Source organism: Nonomuraea spiralis (assembly GCF_014648435.1).
GTDB classification, from domain to species: domain Bacteria; phylum Actinomycetota; class Actinomycetes; order Streptosporangiales; family Streptosporangiaceae; genus Nonomuraea; species Nonomuraea spiralis.
This window is the reverse complement of the sequence record NZ_BMRC01000002.1, coordinates 576,755-594,358: the sequence shown is the minus strand read 5'-3', so window position 1 is coordinate 594,358 and position 17,604 is coordinate 576,755. Positions and strand designations below refer to the sequence as shown.

General features: G+C 74.3%; 14 protein-coding genes and 1 pseudogene. 5 read left to right on the top strand and 10 right to left on the bottom strand.

The features are described 5' to 3' along the window. Window positions 1–4: 4 nt before the first annotated feature. Window positions 5–1,201, bottom strand: coding sequence for a non-homologous end-joining DNA ligase (gene ligD, locus IEZ27_RS06620; RefSeq protein ID WP_189646376.1), 1,197 nt, complete (start codon window positions 1,199–1,201; stop codon window positions 5–7). A gap of 148 nt (window positions 1,202–1,349) precedes the next feature. Here ligD and IEZ27_RS06615 point away from each other — a divergent pair, with 148 nt between their 5' ends. After that, entirely contained in the window at window positions 1,350–2,630 is a 1,281-nt protein-coding gene (locus tag IEZ27_RS06615; RefSeq protein WP_229823495.1) for an FAD-binding oxidoreductase, read from the top strand. 7 nt (window positions 2,631–2,637) lie between these two features. Here IEZ27_RS06615 and IEZ27_RS06610 read toward each other — a convergent pair whose 3' ends face one another. Together IEZ27_RS06610 and IEZ27_RS06605 are read right to left on the bottom strand one after the other, a co-directional pair. After that, a complete protein-coding gene (locus tag IEZ27_RS06610; protein ID WP_189646375.1) occupies window positions 2,638–3,384 on the bottom strand; it encodes a crotonase/enoyl-CoA hydratase family protein in 747 nt (248 codons plus the stop codon). A 64-nt stretch (window positions 3,385–3,448) separates the two neighbouring features. Beyond that, window positions 3,449–5,143, bottom strand: a complete 1,695-nt coding sequence (locus IEZ27_RS06605) for an acyl-CoA dehydrogenase family protein (RefSeq protein WP_189646374.1) — start codon at window positions 5,141–5,143, stop codon at window positions 3,449–3,451. A gap of 31 nt (window positions 5,144–5,174) precedes the next feature. Between IEZ27_RS06605 and IEZ27_RS06600 the strand changes: the two genes are divergently transcribed. After that, window positions 5,175–5,894, top strand: a complete 720-nt coding sequence (locus IEZ27_RS06600; protein ID WP_189646373.1) for a PaaX family transcriptional regulator C-terminal domain-containing protein — start codon at window positions 5,175–5,177, stop codon at window positions 5,892–5,894. Between the two features lie 10 nt (window positions 5,895–5,904). Here the strand turns inward: IEZ27_RS06600 and IEZ27_RS06595 are convergent, their stop codons facing one another. From IEZ27_RS06595 to IEZ27_RS06585, 3 genes are all read right to left on the bottom strand, one after another. Then, window positions 5,905–6,933: a hypothetical protein gene (locus IEZ27_RS06595; protein ID WP_189646372.1), complete on the bottom strand. Its 1,029-nt coding sequence runs from the start codon at window positions 6,931–6,933 to the stop codon at window positions 5,905–5,907. A gap of 130 nt (window positions 6,934–7,063) precedes the next feature. Further along, on the bottom strand, window positions 7,064–8,461 hold the full coding sequence (locus tag IEZ27_RS06590; RefSeq protein ID WP_189646371.1) for a glutamate--cysteine ligase: 1,398 nt from the start codon (window positions 8,459–8,461) through the stop codon (window positions 7,064–7,066). A 35-nt stretch (window positions 8,462–8,496) separates the two neighbouring features. Continuing rightward, window positions 8,497–9,207, bottom strand: coding sequence for an SDR family oxidoreductase (locus IEZ27_RS06585; protein WP_189646370.1), 711 nt, complete (start codon window positions 9,205–9,207; stop codon window positions 8,497–8,499). A gap of 113 nt (window positions 9,208–9,320) precedes the next feature. Here IEZ27_RS06585 and IEZ27_RS06580 point away from each other — a divergent pair, with 113 nt between their 5' ends. Both IEZ27_RS06580 and IEZ27_RS06575 read left to right on the top strand, forming a co-directional pair. Further along, complete coding sequence (locus IEZ27_RS06580) at window positions 9,321–10,151, top strand: helix-turn-helix transcriptional regulator (RefSeq protein ID WP_189646369.1); 831 nt, start codon at window positions 9,321–9,323, stop codon at window positions 10,149–10,151. Between the two features lies 1 nt (window position 10,152). Beyond that, window positions 10,153–11,190 (top strand): zinc-dependent alcohol dehydrogenase family protein, encoded by a 1,038-nt coding sequence (locus tag IEZ27_RS06575; RefSeq protein WP_189646368.1) that lies wholly within the window; start codon window positions 10,153–10,155, stop codon window positions 11,188–11,190. Between the two features lie 107 nt (window positions 11,191–11,297). Here IEZ27_RS06575 and IEZ27_RS53705 read toward each other — a convergent pair. Beyond that, window positions 11,298–11,456, bottom strand: a pseudogene (locus IEZ27_RS53705) (carboxymuconolactone decarboxylase family protein); the annotation flags it as partial. Between the two features lie 134 nt (window positions 11,457–11,590). Between IEZ27_RS53705 and IEZ27_RS06565 the strand changes: the two are divergent. Beyond that, a complete protein-coding gene (locus tag IEZ27_RS06565) occupies window positions 11,591–12,196 on the top strand; it encodes a response regulator transcription factor (RefSeq protein WP_189646522.1) in 606 nt (201 codons plus the stop codon). A 23-nt stretch (window positions 12,197–12,219) separates the two neighbouring features. Here the strand turns inward: IEZ27_RS06565 and IEZ27_RS06560 are convergent, their stop codons facing one another. Genes IEZ27_RS06560 through IEZ27_RS06550 form a run of 3 tightly spaced genes read right to left on the bottom strand, consistent with a single transcriptional unit; the run spans window position 12,220 to window position 17,593 of the window. Then, window positions 12,220–14,244 carry a prolyl oligopeptidase family serine peptidase gene (locus IEZ27_RS06560; RefSeq protein ID WP_189646367.1) on the bottom strand — a complete coding sequence of 675 codons (2,025 nt, stop codon included), beginning with the start codon at window positions 14,242–14,244 and terminating at the stop codon, window positions 12,220–12,222. After that, window positions 14,241–15,932, bottom strand: coding sequence for an ATP-binding cassette domain-containing protein (locus IEZ27_RS06555; protein ID WP_189646366.1), 1,692 nt, complete (start codon window positions 15,930–15,932; stop codon window positions 14,241–14,243). Before IEZ27_RS06555 ends, IEZ27_RS06560 begins: the two co-directional genes overlap by 4 nt. Further along, a complete protein-coding gene (locus tag IEZ27_RS06550; protein ID WP_189646365.1) occupies window positions 15,929–17,593 on the bottom strand; it encodes an ABC transporter ATP-binding protein in 1,665 nt (554 codons plus the stop codon). The genes IEZ27_RS06555 and IEZ27_RS06550 overlap by 4 nt, the downstream gene beginning before the upstream one ends. Window positions 17,594–17,604 lie beyond the last annotated feature (11 nt).

The window sequence follows — 17,604 nt, the reverse complement described above, 5'->3', positions numbered from 1 at the left end:
CCCTTCAGGGGCCGCCCGCGCCCTGCCAGGGGTCGTAGTCGACCTCCAGCGCCTCCTGCCCGGGCCGCTCGCCCTCCGGCACGTGCTGGAGGTTGACGCGGATCCGGTACCACACGCTGCTGCGCCCCCGCATGCCGTCGACCAGCACGTCGGCGGGCTCCAGCCGGGCCGCGACCTCCGGGTGGCGGGCCTTCCAGCGGTCGAGCCCCGCCATGGCCTCGTCCTTGTGCTGGGCCCTGGCGATCTCGATGACCGGCACGGTCTGCTGCCTGCGCCCGCTGCCCTTGGGCGGCTTGGGCGCCGGCCCGAGCTCCTCGGCCAGCGCCAGCAGCCCGTCGAGCGAGCCGGCGTGCAGGTCGATGTCCTCCCACGGGTCGCCGAGCTCGGCCAGCCGCCCGGGGACGGTGTCGATCGTGAACGTCTCGGGCCGGCAGCCGGGCACCTCGTCCCACGTGAGCGGCGTGGACACCCGGGCGTCGGGCACGGCGCGCACCGAGTACGCCGAGGCGACCGTGCGGTCGTAGGCGTTCTGGTTGAAGTCGACGAACACGCCGTGGCGTTCCTCCTTCCACCACCGGCTGGTCGCCAGGTCCGGAGCCCGTCGTTCGACCTCGCGCGCCACGGTCTCGGCCGCCTTGCGCACCTGGGCGAACGACCATCGCCGCTCGATACGGGCGTAGACGTGGAACCCGCGCGACCCGGACGTCTTCGGCCAGGCGACCAGCCCGTGGTCGGCCAGCACCTCCCGCGCCACCTGCGCCGTCGCCAGCACGTCGGCCCACCCGACGCCGGGGACGGGATCGAGGTCGATGCGCAGCTCGTCGGGCCTGGCCAGGTCGTCGGCGCGCACCGGATGGGGGTTGAGGTCGACGCACCCGAGGTTGACCACCCACAACAACTGCGCCAGATCGGTGCAGACCACCTCTTCCGCGCTCAGGCCGGACCGGTAGCGCAGCTCGGCCACCTCGATCCAGTCGGGCCGCTTGGCCGGCGCGCGCTTCTGGAAGAACGCCTCCTGCTCGATGCCGTGGACGAACCGTTTGAGCACCATCGGCCGCCCGTGGACGCCCCGCAGCGCCCCCTCGCCCACCGCCTCGTAGAAGCGGATCAGGTCGAGCTTGGTGTGGCCGGACTGCGGGAAGACCACCTTGTCGGGGCTGGTGATGTGCACGGCGCGCCCCGCGACCTCGATGTCAGGCATGCCGATCACGATACGCGGCGGCTCCGACAGTCAGCCGGGACGCCACTCCCGGCGGCGGGCGCCCCGGACGGCCCGGACGGCCCCGGCGCCACGGCCCCTCAAGTCAACCCCAATTCCCCCGCAAGTGCCCCAGGGCACGATCGACCACATGAACGAACTGAGGAACGTGACGACCGGCCCGGTGCTGCTCCCCGGCGACGACGGGTTCGACGCGGCCCGCCGGCCCTGGAACCTGTCGGTGGACCAGCCGGTACGCGCGGTCGTCGAGGCGGCCGACGCCGACGACGTGGCGGCCGTGATCGGCTACGCCCGCCGGCACGGCCTCGCGGTGACCGCGCAGCCGGGCGGCCACGGCGCGTCGGGCGACACCGAGGGGGCGATCCTGCTGCGCACCGGCCGGCTGGGCGGGGTGGAGATCGAGGACGGGGTGGCGCGCGTCGGCGCCGGTGTGAAGTGGGGCGAGGTGCTGGCCGCGGCGAGCCCGCTCGGGCTGACCGGCCTGGCGGGCAGCTCGCCGGTGGTGAGCGTGACCGGGTACACCCTTGGCGGCGGTCTGAGCTGGTTCAGCAGGAAGTACGGCTTCGCCGCCAACAGCGTACGCGCCTTCGACGCCGTGGACGCCGAGGGCGGCCGGATCAGGGTGACCGCCGAGCGCGATCCGGAGCTGTTCTGGGCCCTGCGCGGCGGCGGCGGCGACTTCGCGATCGTGACGGCGCTGGAGTTCGACCTGTACCCGGCGCCCTTCCTGTACGGCGGCCGGATGATCTGGCCGGCGGACCGGGCCGCCCAGGTCATGGCCGCCTTCCGCGAGGTCACCGAGTCCGCGCCGGAGGAGCTGACGGTGTGGTTCCAGCTCCTGACCCCGCCCGGGGCGCCCGGCTTCGTCATGATGGACTGCACCTACCTGGGGGCCGACCCCGGGGCGCTGCTGCGGCCGTTCGAGGCCGTCGGCGGGGCGATCGCCGACACCAGGCGGCTGCTGCCGGTGGCCGAGCTGGCCTCGATCTGCGACGAGCCGGTCGACCCGAGCCCCGGCGCGGGTCACACCGAGCTGCTGACCGGGCTGGACGACGAGGTCGCCGGCGTGCTGCTCGGCGAGCCGATCGAGCCGCTGGTCGCGGTGCAGGTCCGGCACCTGGGCGGGGCGGTGGCCAGGCCGGTCGAGGGCGGCGGGGCGGTGGAGCGGCTGCCGGAGCCGTACCTCGTGCACGCGCTCGGCATGGCCTCTGAGGAGGTGTCGGAGCGGCTGGAGCGGCTGGGCAAGGCGCTGGTGCCGTACGGCAGCGGGCGGCGGCCGTACACGATGTTGCACGGCGGCGAGCAGGCGGCGGCCGCGTTCTCGCCCGAGACTCTGACCCGGCTGCGCGCGCTCAAGCGCGCCCGCGACCCGCTCAGCGTGATCAGGGCCAACTACCCCGTGCTCGGCTGACCCTGCCCTACTGGGCGAAGTCCCCGTGGCGGCCGGCGCCGGCGGCGAACCTGGCGGCGCCCGCCGCGGCGTCGGGCAGTGAGACCAGGCCGTGGCGCAGCTCGTTGCGCATCGCCTCCTCCTCGGGGAGGCCGTGCTGCTCCAGCAGCGACATGCGGTCGCCGCGCAGGCACGCCTGCGGGAACGCCGCGATCGACGCGGCCAGCTCCTCGGCGTGCCGCCGGGCCGTGCCGGTGGGCACCAGGCGGTTGACCAGGCCGATGTCGCGGGCCTCGGGGGCGTGCACCGGGCGGCCGGTGAGGATCATGTCCATGGCGCGGGAGGCGCCGATGAGCCGGGGCAGCCGTACGGTGCCGCCGTCGATCAGCGGCACGCCCCAGCGGCGGCAGAAGACGCCGAACACCGCGTCCTCCTCGGCCACCCGCAGGTCACACCAGAGGGCGAGCTCCAGCCCGCCGGCCACGGCGTGCCCGGCGACGGCGGCGACGACCGGCTTGGACAGGCGCATCCTGGTGGGGCCCATGGGGCCGTCGCCGTCCTCGCCGACGTGGTTGTCCAGCGCCTTGAGGTCGGCGCCCGCGCAGAACGTGCCGCCCTCGCCCCACAACACCGCGACGGCCGCGTCGGAGCGCTCGAAGTCGGCGAACGCGTCCGTGAGCGCGTCGGCGGTCTTCCTGTCCACCGCGTTGCGCGCCTCCGGTCTGCTGATCACCACGGTCGTGACGGGGCCCTTGCGCTCGACGCGTACGGTCATGCCATCCTCCTCGCGGGAACGTGCTCGCCTCGGGGAAACCTGCCGAGCGTACCCCTGTCACGGCCTAGTCGAGGGCTCCCCCGGCCAGTTCGTCGAAGCGGTCGAGCGCCTCGGCCGGGCGGTCGAGGCCGCGCAGCGGGCCGTGGTCGCCCAGGTGCTCCTCGGCGTACAGGCGGGCCACCAGCGCCTTGCGGTCGCCGAAGCCCGCCCGCTGTTCCCAGCCGGCCTGCTCCAGCAGCAGCGCCGCGCCGTAGACGTCGGCCATGAACTGGGCCAGCGGGTACAGGCGGGCCTCGGCCGTCGCCGGGTCGAGCGCCGACCAGGCGGTGATCGCCTTGCGGAGGTCGTCGGCACGCGCGCGTACGAGGTCGGCGGTCGCCGCGTCGCCCTCGGGAGCCGCCGCGACGGCCTCCTCGACCCGGTCCAGGAACGGCTCGTGGGCGTGCTCGCGGACCATGGCCCGGCGTACGTCCAGGCACAGGATGTTGTCGCCGCCCTCCCAGATCGGGTTGACCTGGGCGTCGCGCAGCAGCCGGGCCACCGGCCACTGCTCGATGTAGCCGTTGCCGCCGTGGACCTCGACCGCGTCGCTGGCCGCCGTCACGCCGAGCCGGGCGGTACGCAGCTTGATCAGCGCGGGGCCGAGCCGCAACCGGCGCCCGGCCAGGCCGTCGAAGACCATGACCTGGGCGGCCTCGACCTCGACGATCAGCTCGGCGAGCTTGCGGCGCATCAGCGGCTGCTCGATGAGCGGGCGGCCGAACGCCTCGCGGGAACGCGCGTAGCAGATCGACTCGACCAGGGCCCGCCTGGCCACGCCGACGCCCATCATGGCCACGCCCAGGCGGGAGGCGTTGGTGAGCTTCATCATCGTGCCGAGCCCGGAGCCGGAGCCCTGGCCGGCCAGCAGGAACGCCTCCGCGCCGGTGAACTCGACCTCGGCCGACGCTACCGAGCGGGTGCCCAGTTTGTCCTTCAGCCGCCGGATGCGCACCGCGTTGCGCGAGCCGTCGCGCCGCTCCCACAACGCCAGGAACGGCGCCACCGCCCCGTCGGGCGTCCGCGCGAGCACCACGAACGCCGACCCGTTGGCGTTGGAGGCGAACCACTTGAACCCGGTCAGCCGCCACGCCTCGCCGTCGGGCTCGGCCGTCGCCTCCAGGGCGGCCAGGTCGGACCCGCCGGTGCGTTCGGTGAACATCTGAGCGGCCTCGCCCGAGTAGAACCCGTCGGCGAAGATCTCCCGCACCCGGTCGCGTACGTCCGGCGGCGCGTGCTTCTCGGCCAGCGAGACCACCATGTCCCCGCCGGTGCCGAGCGCGCAGCCCATCCCGATGTCGGCCTGATCGAGCAGGTACGTCCAGGCGGCCGCCAGCGCGGACGGGTCGGCCCCGTTCGACCGGGCCTCCTCGGCGAACGACGGCGAGGTGAAGTTGTCCTCCATGAGCGCCGCCCGCGCGGTCAGGAACGACGGCGGCATGACGACGCGGCTGACGTCCCTGCCCCACTTGTCGTACTTCTCCAGGCGGGGCGGGTTGCGGTCGGTCTCCTCGGCGCACTCGGCGACCAGGCCGCCCATGAGCGCGCCGAGCCGTTCCAGGCGGGGCTCGGCCCAGGCGTAGCCCTCGCCGAGGTGGCGCCGCATGAGCAGGCGCAGCGTGGGGTCGCAGGTCCACCAGTTGCGCCCGGCCGCCCCCTGGTAACGCTCGGTGGCGTAGCGGTCGCTGTGGTCGAAAGGTTCGATGAGATACCGGCCCATACTCGCGAGTGTTACATATAATCAACACGCGATGGAAGAGCGTAACACCACACTGAGCGCCCGGTCGGCGGTCCTGAGCGCACTGCTGGGCAGCCATCCGCCGCGCCTGCCGGCCCGCCACCTGGTGCGCATCGGCGCGCTGTTCGGCATCGCCGAAGGCACGGTCCGGGTGGCGCTGTCGCGCATGGTGGCCGCCGGCGACCTGACGCAGCACGACGGCCGCTACACGCTGTCCGCGCGGCTGGTCGAGCGCCAGGCCCGCCAGGACGAGAGCCGCGACCCGCACACCAGGCCGTGGGACGGCACGTGGGAGGTGGCCGTGGTGACCGCCGAGCGGCGTGCCCCGGCCGACCGGGCCGCCCTCCGCCACGCGATGTCCGCGCTGCGCATGGCCGAGCTGCGCGAGGGCACCTGGCTGCGCCCGGCGAACCTGGTGCGCGCCTGGCCCGAGACCGTCACCGCGCAGTGCACGCTGATCGACGGCCGCCCGCACGGCGACCCCACCCCGCTGCTGTGGGACCTCGACGGCTGGGCCGCCGAGGCGCACCGGCTGGAGGGCGCGCTCGACCGGGCCGACGGGCTGGCCGAGGGCTTCCTCGTCTCGGCCGCCGTGCTGCGCCACCTGCTGGCCGACCCGCTGCTGCCCGCCGACCTGCTGCCCGCCGGCTGGCCCGGGTCGGCCCTGCGCGCCCGCTACGACGACTTCGACCGCCGCTACCGCGAGGTGCTGCGCCGCCACATGGAGGCGTGAGCCCCGCGCGTCAGAGCGCGACGGCGAAGATGATGCGCTTGTTCCGGAACTCGGTGACGCTCCACAACTTGCCGCCGCGCACCGTCAGGTCCTCGGGACCGATCGGGTAGGACCTGGTCAGCATCTTGTCACCGCTGTGGACGAGCAGCCTGCCGTTGGTGTTGCCGTCGGCCGCCTGGCTCAGGTACCACTTGCCGCCCCACGAGACCGCCCCCTGGATCTTGGCCTGTCCCATCACGAACGCGTCCTTGGGCGTGCCGTCGGTCAGCGGCAGGTTCCAGCGGGCGACCCACCCGCCGGGGTCGTCCTGCCGGTACTCGCCCGAGACCAGCGCGGGCGTGCCGCCGCTGCGGTCGACCGACAGGAACGAGAAGTGCGGGCCACTGCGCACGACCTTCCAGCAGTCGGTCTGCGGCAGCAGGTAGCGGTAGCCGAAGGCGTGGAATCGGCCGCCGGACCGGCCGACGCGGGCCGGGTCGCCCAGGTCGTTCTGGGCGGTGCGCAGGTCGAGCAGCTTGCCCAGGTCGAAGACGCGCAGGCCCCTGACGGTGTCGGCGACGTAGAGCAGGTCGCCGTGGCAGGCGATGCCGCCCGCGTGGATGTCGATCGGCCCGTACGACCCGTCGGGCCTGGCCTCGACCAGCAGCGCGTGCTGGTACCTGAGCGTGCGGGGGCTGAGGAAGGAGACCCGGATCCCCCGCTCGCCCGCCTCCGGCTTGAAGTACCAGCTCACCAGCAGCACCGGCACGCCGATGTTGCCCGACTCCTCGCCGCAGGTCAGGCCCTGCGGGTACCAGTCGGTGGTGTCCTGGTCCTTGCCGTCGAAGGCGTACCACTCCGAGGGCCTGGGCTGCATCGAGCCGAGCGCGGCCGTGGCGCCCTTGTGGACGGCGGTCCTGTTGGCGTGGGCCAGCAGGGCCTCCACCCCGGTCGCGCCGATCTCCTCGGCCAGCTTCGCCGCTCCCTCGGCCAGGGTCCCCGTCGCTCGTGTTAACGCGTAGGCCGCCTTGTCGGCCGGAACCATCCCCGTCGCCGCCATATCTGCCTCACTCCGTCCGTCTCTCGGAGTAGTTTGACGGACGTGCGGCGGCATTTGTTGCCGTTCAGCCCCACAGACTCAGGCGTTCGGTCCCACAGATGCGGGTGTTCGGTCCCACAGGCTCGGGCGTTCAGTCCCACAGATGCACCGGCAACCCCGACAGGGCCAGCTCACGGTAGCGGCGCACGAGCCGGTCCCGGTCGCCGCCGAAGCGGGCCAGGGCCTCGCGCTGCCACACCGCGCCGGTGCGGCGCAGCCGGGTGCGCTGGGCGATGACGTCGAGCGCGGTGTCGGCGTCGTGCGGGGTCACCCCGGCCGCCAGCAGCGCGGCCCGCGCCTCGGGCAGCAGCCTGAGCACCAGGTCGGCGGCCTCGAACTCGCCGTCCAGCCCCGGCCAGGCCAGCTTGGCCTCCAGGCCGTCCTGGGCGGCGCGGTAGAAGTTCTGGTACGCCTCGGCGAACCGGTAGCCGGTCAGGTCCCGCTCGGCCTGCGAGAGCGTCAGCCCCAGCAGGAACGCGGTGTTCGCGGTCATGTCGGCGCAGGAGGGCCCGGCCGGCAGCGCGCGCATCTCCACCCGCAGGTGGCCGCCGTCCGCCGGGTCGTAGACGGGCCGGTTCCACTGCCAGATCGTGCCCTGGTGCAGCCGCAGCTCGGGCACCTCGTGCGGCTCGGCGTCGTCGGTCAGGTCGGGCACGATCGGCTCGTAGTCCCGTACGTACCGCTCGAACAGCTCGTGCGCGCCCTCCCGCACCCAGTCCGAGCCGAACGTGACCCGCCCGTCCCTGCGCCCGCGCCGTTCCACGTCGCGGTCGTCGGCCGCCTCCTCCATCAGCGCGATCCGCGTCTCCGCCCACAGGTCCCTGCCCAGGAAGAACGGCGAGTTGCCGCACGCGGCCAGCACCGGCCCGATGGCGAGCTGGGCGGCGTTGAACAGCCGGGCGAAACGGTCGGGCGGTGTGCGGATGTGCACCTGCCAGGAGGTGTTGGCGCTCTCCAGGATCACGTCCTCCACGGCCAGCTCCAGATCCTCGATCTTGACGAGGAACGGTTCCAGCCGCAGCCGCCTGATGCCCCTGCTCATGGCCCGGTAGCGGTTCTGGTCGCTCAAGGCGCCGATGGTGAAGTCCTCGGCGTCCAGCGTGGGCAGGATGCCGATGGGCAGCGCGCCGCCGCCCTCGACGGCGGCGTCCACCTTGGTCACCGTCTCCTGGATCTCGGCCCCCATCCGCTCGAAGGGGGCGCCCGCCAGGGGCAGCGGGGTGAGGTTGACCTCTATGTTGAAGCGGCCCAGTTCGAGCACGACGCGCGGGTCGCCGAGCGCGTCCCGCACCTCGTCGTTGCGCGGCAGGGGCCGTCCTTGCCCGTCCACGAGGAACAGCTCCAGTTCGGCCCCGATCGTGGCCGGGCCCTGGCCGAAGCCGGGGGTGTCGAGGAGCTCGCGGAGCGTGCCGAGCTGCTCGCGGATACGTTCTCCGAAGCGCGCGTACTCCGCCTCGGAGAACCGTTCCTTATCCAGATCTCGTCCCATCGCCCCCTTCTGTCCAGTACGCAGGGGTTGACACCTCACCAGCCGATCGGCCCGGCGTCCTCCAGATAGGCGCCGGTCGGGCCGTCGGCGTCCAGGGTGGCCAGCCGTACGGCGACGGCCGCACCCTGCTCGGCCGTACGGAAGCCGGTGTGCCCGTTGAGGTCGGTGGCGCAGTAGCCGGGGTTGGCGGCGTTCACCTTGACGGGGGTGTCCATCAGCTCCTTGGCGTAGCAGACGGTGATCATGTTGAGCGCGGTCTTGGAGGAGTTGTAGGCGGCGAAGTTCAGCTCCCAGAACGGGCTGTCCTGCGTGAGCGCCAGGCTGATCGAGCCCAGCTCGCTGGACAGGTTCACGATCCGGCCCGCCGGCGACCTGCGCAGCAGCGGCAGCATGGCGTTGGTCACGGTGACCACGCCGAACACGTTCGTCTCGTAGACGTCCCTGAACTGCCGCGCGGTCGCGGCGCTGGGGACGCCGGCGGTCATGGACCCGGCGACGCCGGCGTTGTTGACGAGGATGTCCAGCGAGCCGTGCTCGGTCTCGATCCACTTGGCGGCGGCGGCCACGCTCTCCTCGTCGGTCACGTCGATCCGCACGTACGGCAGGCCCAGCCGGGCGGCGGCGGCCCGCCCGCGCTCCTCGTCGCGCGCTCCCACGATCGCGGTGATCCCCCGCTCGGCCAGCAGCCGCGCGATCTCGTAACCGATTCCCTTGTTGGCGCCCGTGATGAGGGCAGTCGTCGTCATGACCCAACGTTCGCCCTGGCGGGAGGGGGCGCGGGAGAGACCTGGCGAGGCTGGGATCGGCGGTACCACCTTCGCGGGCCACCTCATCTCCGCTCAGGACGGAGGATGGAGGCATGAACCGCGACGAACTGGCCGAGTTCCTGCGCAGCAGGCGCGCCCGCGTCACCCCGTCCGACGTCGGCCTGCCCGGCGGCGGGCGGCGCCGTACCCCGGGGCTGCGCCGGCAGGAGGTGGCCCAGCTCGCCGGCATGTCGATCGACTACTACATCCGGCTGGAGCAGGGCAGGGGCCCGCACCCGTCGCGGCAGGTGCTCGGCGCGCTCGGCCGGGCGCTCATGCTGGACCAGGACGAGCGGGCCCACCTGTTCCGCCTGGCCGGACAGGTCCTGGAGACGCCCCGGATCAGAGAGGACGTGCCCGCGGGCATCCTGCACCTGCTCGCCTTCCTGGAGGACGTCCCCGCCTACGTCATGGACGCCCGCTACGACCTGCGCGCCTGGAACCCGCTCGCCAACCTGCTCATGGGCGACCTGGACTCCCTGCCGCCCGACCAGCGCAACGTGATCCGCTGGGTGTTCATGTCGCCCGGCATCGCCGAGCACCTCTCCGACGAGGAGAAGGGCCGCTTCGCCCGCGCCTCGGTCGCCGACCTGCGAGTGGCCGCCGGGCGCTACCCCGACGACCGGCCGCTCCAGGCGCTGGTGGCGGAGCTGCTGGCGCTCAGCCCCGAGTTCGCCGAGCTGTGGGCCCGGCACGAGGTGGAGGTGCGCAGGGAGCAGCGCAAGCGGGTCACCCACCCGGTCGTCGGCACGATCGACACCATCTGCCAGGTGCTCCGGGTGCCCGACCGCGACGACCTGCGGCTGGTGCTCTACACCACCGAACCCGGCTCGCCCTCCCACCGGGCCTTGCGCGACCTGCGGCGACTCACTCTAAGCTCATGAGATGCGAGCGGTTGCCTTTGACATCTTCGGCGGGGAGCTCGACCTGCGCGAGCTGCCCGATCCCACCCCTTCGCCCGGCGGGGCGGTGATCAGGGTCGAGGCGACCGGGTTGTGCCGCTCCGACTGGCACGGCTGGCAGGGGCACGACCCCGACATCAGGGTCCTGCCCCACGTGCCCGGCCACGAGCTGGCCGGGGTGGTCGAGGCCGTCGGCCCCGACGTGCGCGGGTGGCTGCCGGGCGCGCGGGTGACCGTGCCGTTCATCTGCGCCTGCGGCTCCTGCGCGGCCTGCGCCGGCGGCGACCAGCAGGTGTGCGAGCGCCAGACCCAGCCGGGCTTCACCCACTGGGGCTCCTTCGCCGAGTACGTCGCCGTCGACCACGCCGACGTCAACCTGATCCCGATCCCCGAGGAGATGTCCTACGTCACCGCCGCCGGGCTGGGCTGCCGGTTCGCCACCGCGTTCCGCGCGGTCGTCCAGGTGGGCGAGGTGCGTCCGGGCGAGTGGGTGGCGGTCCACGGCTGCGGCGGCGTCGGGCTGTCGGCCGTCATGATCGCCTCGGCGGCCGGGGCGCGGGTGGTGGCCGTGGACATCAGCACCGACGCGCTGCACCTGGCCGAGCTGGCCGGGGCCACCCACTTCGTCAACGGCTCGGCTGGCGACGCGGCGGCCCAGGTCAGGGAGCTGACCAGGGGCGGCGCGCACGTCTCGCTCGACGCGCTCGGCAGCCCCCGCACGTGCGCGGCCTCCGTCGAGAGCCTGCGCAGGCGGGGGCGGCACGTCCAGATCGGCCTGCTGCCGGGCGGGCCGACGCCGGTGCCGATGGACCGCGTGATCGGCCACGAGCTGCGGCTGCTCGGCAGCCACGGCATGGCCGCCCACTCCTACCCGCCCATGCTGGAGCTGATCAGGGCCGGGATCCTGCGTCCCGACCAGCTCGTCACCCGGACGATCGGCCTGGCCGACGCAGGCAAGGCGCTGGCCTCGATCGGCTCGGTCCCCGGCGTGACGATGATCGTGCCGCGTCCGGGCGCGTGAGCCGGGAGCGCCGCCCAGGTGGCGTCGGTGAGGTCGCCCGCGTAGTAGAGGTCGTCGGACACCTGTAACACCAGGCGGTCCTCGACCGGCCAGAGGGCGTCGATCCGGCGGATCGAGTCGATCTCCACGTCGGTCAGGCCCACCTCGCGGGCGATGCGGGCGTGGTGGACCCACTCGTACGCGCTGCCGTTGTGGAAGGCGGTGCGCAGGATGGCCAGCTCCCGGTCGCGGGCCGGCAGCACACAGGGCTCCACTCGAGGCTTCATGGCCATGACCGTTCCCCGAAAATGCGTACGGCAGTTTGCCCCACACAGAGAGGTACTTTCCACACTGCTGGCAATACGTCAGGATTGAGGCGCCCGCAGACGTTGCAAGCCTGGTCGACCGCAAGGACCCCATGGTGATTCGAACGTTGCTCGCTGAGGACATGAACCTGGTACGAGGGGCGCTCGTGGCGCTGCTGGCCTACGAGGAGGACATCGAGGTCGTCGCCGAGGTGGAGCGGGGCGACCGCATCCTGCCCGTGGCACAGTCGTGCCGTCCGGACGTCGCGGTGCTCGACATCGCGCTGCCGGGCATGGACGGCCTGGCCGCCGCCGGGGAGCTGCACGACAAGCTGCCCGGGTGCGGCGTGCTGATCCTGACCGGTGTCGGCACCCCCGGCCTGCTGAAGCGGGCCCTGGAGGTGCACGTACGAGGGTTCATGGCCAAGGACGCGCCCCCCGAGCGGCTGGCCGACGCGATCCGCAGGGTCGCCGACGGCGAGCGCGTCATCGACTCTGAGCTGGCCATCGCGGCCATGCGGCCGGAGGACCCGCCGCTCACCCCCCGCGAGCTGGACGTGATCGGCGCGGCGGCCGACGGTGCCTCGATCGGGGAGATCGCCGCGTCGCTGTTCCTGGCCGAGGGAACGGTCCGGAACTACCTGTGCCGGACCACGGCCAAGCTGGGCGCCCGCAGCCGCATCGACGCCATCCGCATCGCCCGCGAGTCCGGCTGGATCTGACCCTCCCGCCCGCACCCCACCGGTCAAGGACGGGTGTGGGCGGCGAGGAAGGCCAGGATGTCGGCGGCGAGCGCGATCGAACGGCTGACGGCGCGGGCACCGTGGCCGACGTCGCGCTCGTGGCGCAGCAGGACCGGCCGGGAGCCCTCGCAGCCCTGCCGGGCCTGCTGCCGGGCCTGCTGCTGGGGCTGCTGCTGGGCCCACTGCATGGCCGCGCACATCTTGCGGGCGTGCATCGGGTCGACCCGGGTGTCGGCGGCCGAGACCGTGAACAGGGTCGCCGGGTAGCCGGCGCCCTGGCGGACGTGGTGGTAGGGCGAGTAGTCCAGCAGCCAGGCCAGGTGGTCGGGGTCCTCGGGGTCGCCGTACTCGCCGGTCCAGGACGGGCCGAGGCCGCTGCGGTGGAAGCGGGCCATGTCCAGGAGCCCGGCCGAGCACACGGCGGCGGCGAACAGGTCGGGGCGCTGGGTGATGGCCGCGCCCACGAGCAGGCCGCCGTTCGACTCGCCCCAGATGCCGAGCTGGCGCGGGGTCGTCCAGCCGTCGGCGACCAGTTTCTCGGCCGCCGCCACGAAGTCGTCGAAGACGTTCTGCTTGCGTTCCAGCATGCCGTCGCGGTGCCAGGACTCGCCTTCCTCGCCGCCGCCCCGCAGGTTCGCGATGGCCAGCACGCCGCCCGACTCCACCCAGGCCAGCGAGTCGGCCGCGTAGCCGGGCATGAGGGGGATGCCGAAGCCGCCGTACCCGCTGAGGATCGCCGGGCGGGGGCCGGAGCCGGAGGCGAGCGCGACCACGACCATGCGCACCCGGGTGCCGTCGGCCGAGGTGTACTCGACGTGGTGGCTCTTGACGTCGGGCAGCGTCAGGCGGTCGGGAGGGGCCGCCCAGCGGCTGGTGGCGCCGGTGCGGGCGTCGTAGCGCCAGATCTCGGCGGGGGTGACGGCGTCGGTGTAGGTGAACCACGCCTCGTGGCCGCCCTCGGGGCGGGAGGTGAGCGAGGCGATCGAGCCGCTGCCGGGCAGCGGCACCTCGCCCAGCCGCTCCCCCGTCCTGGCGTGGTGCACGGCGATCTCGCCGACCGCGTGGCGGGTCCTGGAGACGAGCAGCCGGTCGCCGTCCAGCAGGGTGAACGCGCCCAGCACCGCCCGGGGGTCCTCGGGGACCAGCTCGCGCCACACCTCGGGCTCGGCCGGGTCGGCGACGCACAGGCGGCGCCGTGGGGCGTTGCGGTCGGTGAGCAGGTACAGGCGGCCGTCGCAGCCCACCGCCCCCGCCGTGCGCACGTGCGCCCCCTCCTGTACGGTCCGCAGCCGCGGCCTGGCCGGGTCCCCGCCGGCCAGGTCGGCCACCCAGAGCGAGTTGCCGCCCGTGCCGCCCGCGGAGATCGTCAGCCAGCGGCCGTCCGCGCTGATCTGCACCCCGTACGAGACCGGTCCCCCGGCCAGGACGGGCACGTCCTCGGGCACGCCGAGCCGGTGCAGGTGCACGCCCTCGTGGAAGCGCACGTAGTAGAAGCCCTCGCCGCCGGGCAGCCAGGCGACCGGCGAGTAGCGGCAGCCGCCGATCGGGCCGTCCACGAGCTTGCCGGTGTCGACCTCCTCGACGTACAGGTCGGCCTTCTCGTCGCCGCTGCGCGAGATCTGGTACGCGACCAGGCGGCCCGCCGGGTCCGGCTGCCAGTCGTCCAGCGTGGTCAGGCCGGTCGGGTCGCGGTCGGCCGGGTTCAGGAAGGGCCGGTCGTCGCAGTAGAGGACCGGGTGTTCCTGGCAGCCGGACTGCCGCAGGTGGAAGCGCCGGCCGCCGCGCCACACGGGCGGGGTGACCAGGCCGGTGACGCTCAGCTCGGTGAGCCTGGCCAGGAGGCGTTCCCGGTCCGGCAGCCGCGCGGCGGCGGCCTGCCAGAGCCGGTCCTGCCCGGCCAGCCACTCCTCGGTACGCGGGTCGAGCGGGTCCTCCAGCCAGCGGTACGGGTCGGGGATCTCGTGCCCGTGGCGGTGGTCGGTGACGGGCTGACGTTCGGCGGGCGGGTACGGATCTTCAGATGTCATGACACGGGCTCCGGTTGCCAGTGGCCGGCCAGGTCGGCGTACAGGGGCGAGACCCGGATCAGCTCGTCGTGCGTGCCGATGGTGATCCGGGGACCGTCCATGAGCAGGACGCGGCGGGCGCGCAGCGCGGAGGTGAGGCGGTGCGCGACCACGATGAGCGTGCCGTGCCTGGCGGCGAGGGCGTTCTCGGCCAGGGCCTCGGCGGCTGGGTCGAGGTGGCAGGTGGCCTCGTCCAGGATGAGCAGCGGGGCCGGGGTCAGGTGGGCGCGGACGAGCGCGAGGAGCTGGCGCTGCCCGGCCGACAGCGCCGCCGGGTCGAGCACGGCGTCGTAACCGCCCAGGCTCTCGACCAGGCCGGCGGCGCCCAGGGCGGCCACGGCGGCGTCCAGGCCGGTGGCCTCGGGCACGAGGTAGGCGAGGTTGTCGCGCAGCGTGCCGCGGAAGACGTACGCCTCCTGGGGGATCAGCACGCGGGCGGCGGGATCGGCCCGGTCGGCGGGGACGCCGCCGATCAGCGCCTCGCCCTCGCCGGGCCGCAGGATGCCGCTGAGCAGCGCGGCGAGCGTGGACTTGCCCGCGCCGCTCGGCCCGACGACGGCCAGGTGGTCGCCCTCGGGGACGGTGAGGTCGAGGCGGTCCAGGACGGGCGCCGAGTGCGGGCCGTAGGAGAAGGTGACCGACCGCAGCGTGAGGTCCGCGCCGGACGGCCGGATCGCGGGCGGGGACGGCGGTGGGGGCGGCGCGGCGGCGGCGATGCGGCGCAGCGTGGCCACCAGTCGCACGCCGCTCACCCCGAGGCCCTGGACGAGTCCGCCGAGCGCGGGGGCGAGCGACTGGGTGACGTAGGCGAGCGCGCCGACGATCACGCCGGGCCCGGCGCCGCCGTCGAGCAACCACGGGGTGCCGGCCAGCAGCAGCACGACGGGCAGCCAGCCGCCGACGGCGAGCGCGGCGGTACGTACCGCGGTGACCCTGGCCAAGGCGCGGGCGGCGTCGCGCTGCGCGCCCACCCGTCGGGCCAGCCGCGCGTCCTCGCGCTCGGCCAGGCCGCACGCCTCGATGTCGCGCAGCCCGGCGGCCGTGGCGGTCATGGACCGGGCCAGCTCCTCGTCGGCCAGCAGGAACGCCCGCTGCCGCCGGGCCAGCGCGGGCAGCGAGGCCAGGAAGAACGCCAGCCCGGCCGCGAACGGCGGCAGGACCAGCACGAGCGTCCCCGGCGCCAGCGTCAGCAGCCCCAGCACCACGCTGACCAGCGTGAACGCGAATCCCCTGACCGTCGTGACGACCGCGGCGAAGGCGTCCCTGGCCAGCTCGACCTGGAGGCCCGCCCGTGCCGTGGCCGCGCTGTCCGGCCGCTCGGCGAGCGGGCGGCGGAGCGCTCCCTCCACCACCCGCGTCAGCAGGTCGTCGCGGAACGGCTCGGCCACGGCGGCCACGGCCAGCACCACCTGGCGGGCGCCGACGGCGGAGACCAGCCACGCCAGCCCGAGCGCCGCCAGCCAGGCCAGCCCGGTCAGCGGCCGCGCGCGGGCGAAGCCGTCCTCGATGGCGCGGGCGACGGCGTGCCCGACGAGGAACGCGGGCGCGGCCTCCAGCACCGACCAGAGCAAAATCGCGACCAGCCGCCTCGGGTCGCGGACGAGCGCGCGCCGGAACCCGGCCGGGCCGCCGGACGCGGACGTGGTCATGAGCGCCCCTCCTGGAAGACGGCCCGGTAGTCGGGATCGCGCCAGAGGACGTCGTGGGGGCCCGTGCCGCGTACCCGGCCCTCCTCCAGCCACACGACCTGGTCGGCGCGGGCGGCGGTGGCCAGGCGGTGGGCGGCGATCAGGCGGGTACGGCCCCTCGGGTCGCCGGTGAGGGCCCGGCTCACCTCGCGTTCGGTGACGGTGTCCAGGCTGGAGGTGGCGTCGTCGAGCACGAGCAGCCGTTCCCCCTGCGCGAACGCCCTGGCCAGGCCGAGCCGCTGGCGTTCGCCGCCGGACATCGGGGTCTCGTCCAGCGGCGTGTCGTACCCGTCCGGCAGGCGGCGGACGAAGGCGTCGGCGCGGGCCGCCGTGGCGGCCTCCCGTACCGTCTGGGAGCCGGGGACGGCGGCGATCGCCTCGCCGACGGTGTCGCCGACCAGGACCGGGCGTTCGAAGGCGTAGCCGATGGCGCGACGCAGGCCGGCGTGGGTCAGCTCCCGTAACGGGACGCCGTCGAGCAGCACGTCGCCGCGCCCGGGGTCGGCCAGGCGGCCGGCGAGGGCGGCCAGCAGGGACTTGCCGGAGCCCGACCGGCCCACCACGGCGGTGACCGTGCCGCCGGGGATCGTCAGGTCGCCCACGGTGAGCCCGTCCACGGCGACGTCGCGGAACTCGACCGTGCCGGGGCCGGGCGGGAGTGCGCGCGTGCCGTGGCGGACCGGGGGCAGGGTGAGCACGTCGGCGACGCGGGCGGCGGCGGCCCTCGCCCTGGCCAGGCCCCCGATGTGGCCGAGCGAGGTGCTGAGCGCGGCGCCGAGCGCGGCGTAGCGGGCGGCGGCGTACAGGTCGCCGACGGAGAGCCGCCCGGCGGCCAGCATGAGCCCGCCGGCGGCCAGCACGGCCACCTCCACCAGCGGGATCACCAGCCCCGACTGGACGCCGGCGGTGGCGTTCGCCCGCCACAGGGCCATGCCGTGCGCGCGCAGGCGGGGCAGGGGCGCCAGTACGCGCCGCGCCTCCTGGCCCGCGGTCCCGGCCGCGGCGATGGTCCGGGCGCCGTCGAGGGCGTCCACGAGGCGGGCCGCGATCTCGCCCTGGACCTCCTGGTAGCCGCCGGAGATGACGGTCGTGGCGCGCAGGAAGGCCCGCAGGACGAACACGATCAGGACGATGCCGACCCCCAGCGTGAGGGTCAGCAGAGGATGGATGAGGGTCAGCGCGATCAGGGCGCCGACGGTCGGCACCAGCAGGGCCAGCGCGCCGGTCACCGTCTCGGGGGCCCGTCCGGCCTCCTCGGCGTTCAGCCCGGCCCGGGTGACGAGGTCGCCCTCGGGGAAACGGCGGGTGGCGGCCCGGCCCACGCCGAGCACGTGCCGCAGCACGCCGAGCCGCAGCCGGGCGGCCGCGTACGCGCTGCTCGCCCCCTTGGCCCAGCCGCCGAGGCTCTCGCAGAGCACCACCACGGCGAGCACGCCCGCGCACAGCGTCAGGGCGGAGGCGGCGCCGGGCGAGCGGTCGAGGAGCAGGTCGAGCGTACGGCCGACGAGGTACGGGACGGCCAGCTCACCGGCCGCGCCGGCGACCGCGGTGACCGCGAGCACGGCGGGCCACGGGCCGCAACGTCGTACGGCGTCCGTCACCAGGCGGTCTCCTGGTCCCACCGGCCGGCCTC

Coding starts and splice junctions, on each gene's coding strand:
- ligD (WP_189646376.1), bottom strand. CDS start 1,201: ATGCCTGACATCGAGGTCGCGGGGCGCGCCGTGCACATCACCAGCCCC.
- IEZ27_RS06615 (WP_229823495.1), top strand. CDS start 1,350: ATGAACGAACTGAGGAACGTGACGACCGGCCCGGTGCTGCTCCCCGGC.
- IEZ27_RS06610 (WP_189646375.1), bottom strand. CDS start 3,384: ATGACCGTACGCGTCGAGCGCAAGGGCCCCGTCACGACCGTGGTGATC.
- IEZ27_RS06605 (WP_189646374.1), bottom strand. CDS start 5,143: ATGGGCCGGTATCTCATCGAACCTTTCGACCACAGCGACCGCTACGCC.
- IEZ27_RS06600 (WP_189646373.1), top strand. CDS start 5,175: ATGGAAGAGCGTAACACCACACTGAGCGCCCGGTCGGCGGTCCTGAGC.
- IEZ27_RS06595 (WP_189646372.1), bottom strand. CDS start 6,933: ATGGCGGCGACGGGGATGGTTCCGGCCGACAAGGCGGCCTACGCGTTA.
- IEZ27_RS06590 (WP_189646371.1), bottom strand. CDS start 8,461: ATGGGACGAGATCTGGATAAGGAACGGTTCTCCGAGGCGGAGTACGCG.
- IEZ27_RS06585 (WP_189646370.1), bottom strand. CDS start 9,207: ATGACGACGACTGCCCTCATCACGGGCGCCAACAAGGGAATCGGTTAC.
- IEZ27_RS06580 (WP_189646369.1), top strand. CDS start 9,321: ATGAACCGCGACGAACTGGCCGAGTTCCTGCGCAGCAGGCGCGCCCGC.
- IEZ27_RS06575 (WP_189646368.1), top strand. CDS start 10,153: ATGCGAGCGGTTGCCTTTGACATCTTCGGCGGGGAGCTCGACCTGCGC.
- IEZ27_RS06560 (WP_189646367.1), bottom strand. CDS start 14,244: ATGACATCTGAAGATCCGTACCCGCCCGCCGAACGTCAGCCCGTCACC.
- IEZ27_RS06555 (WP_189646366.1), bottom strand. CDS start 15,932: ATGACCACGTCCGCGTCCGGCGGCCCGGCCGGGTTCCGGCGCGCGCTC.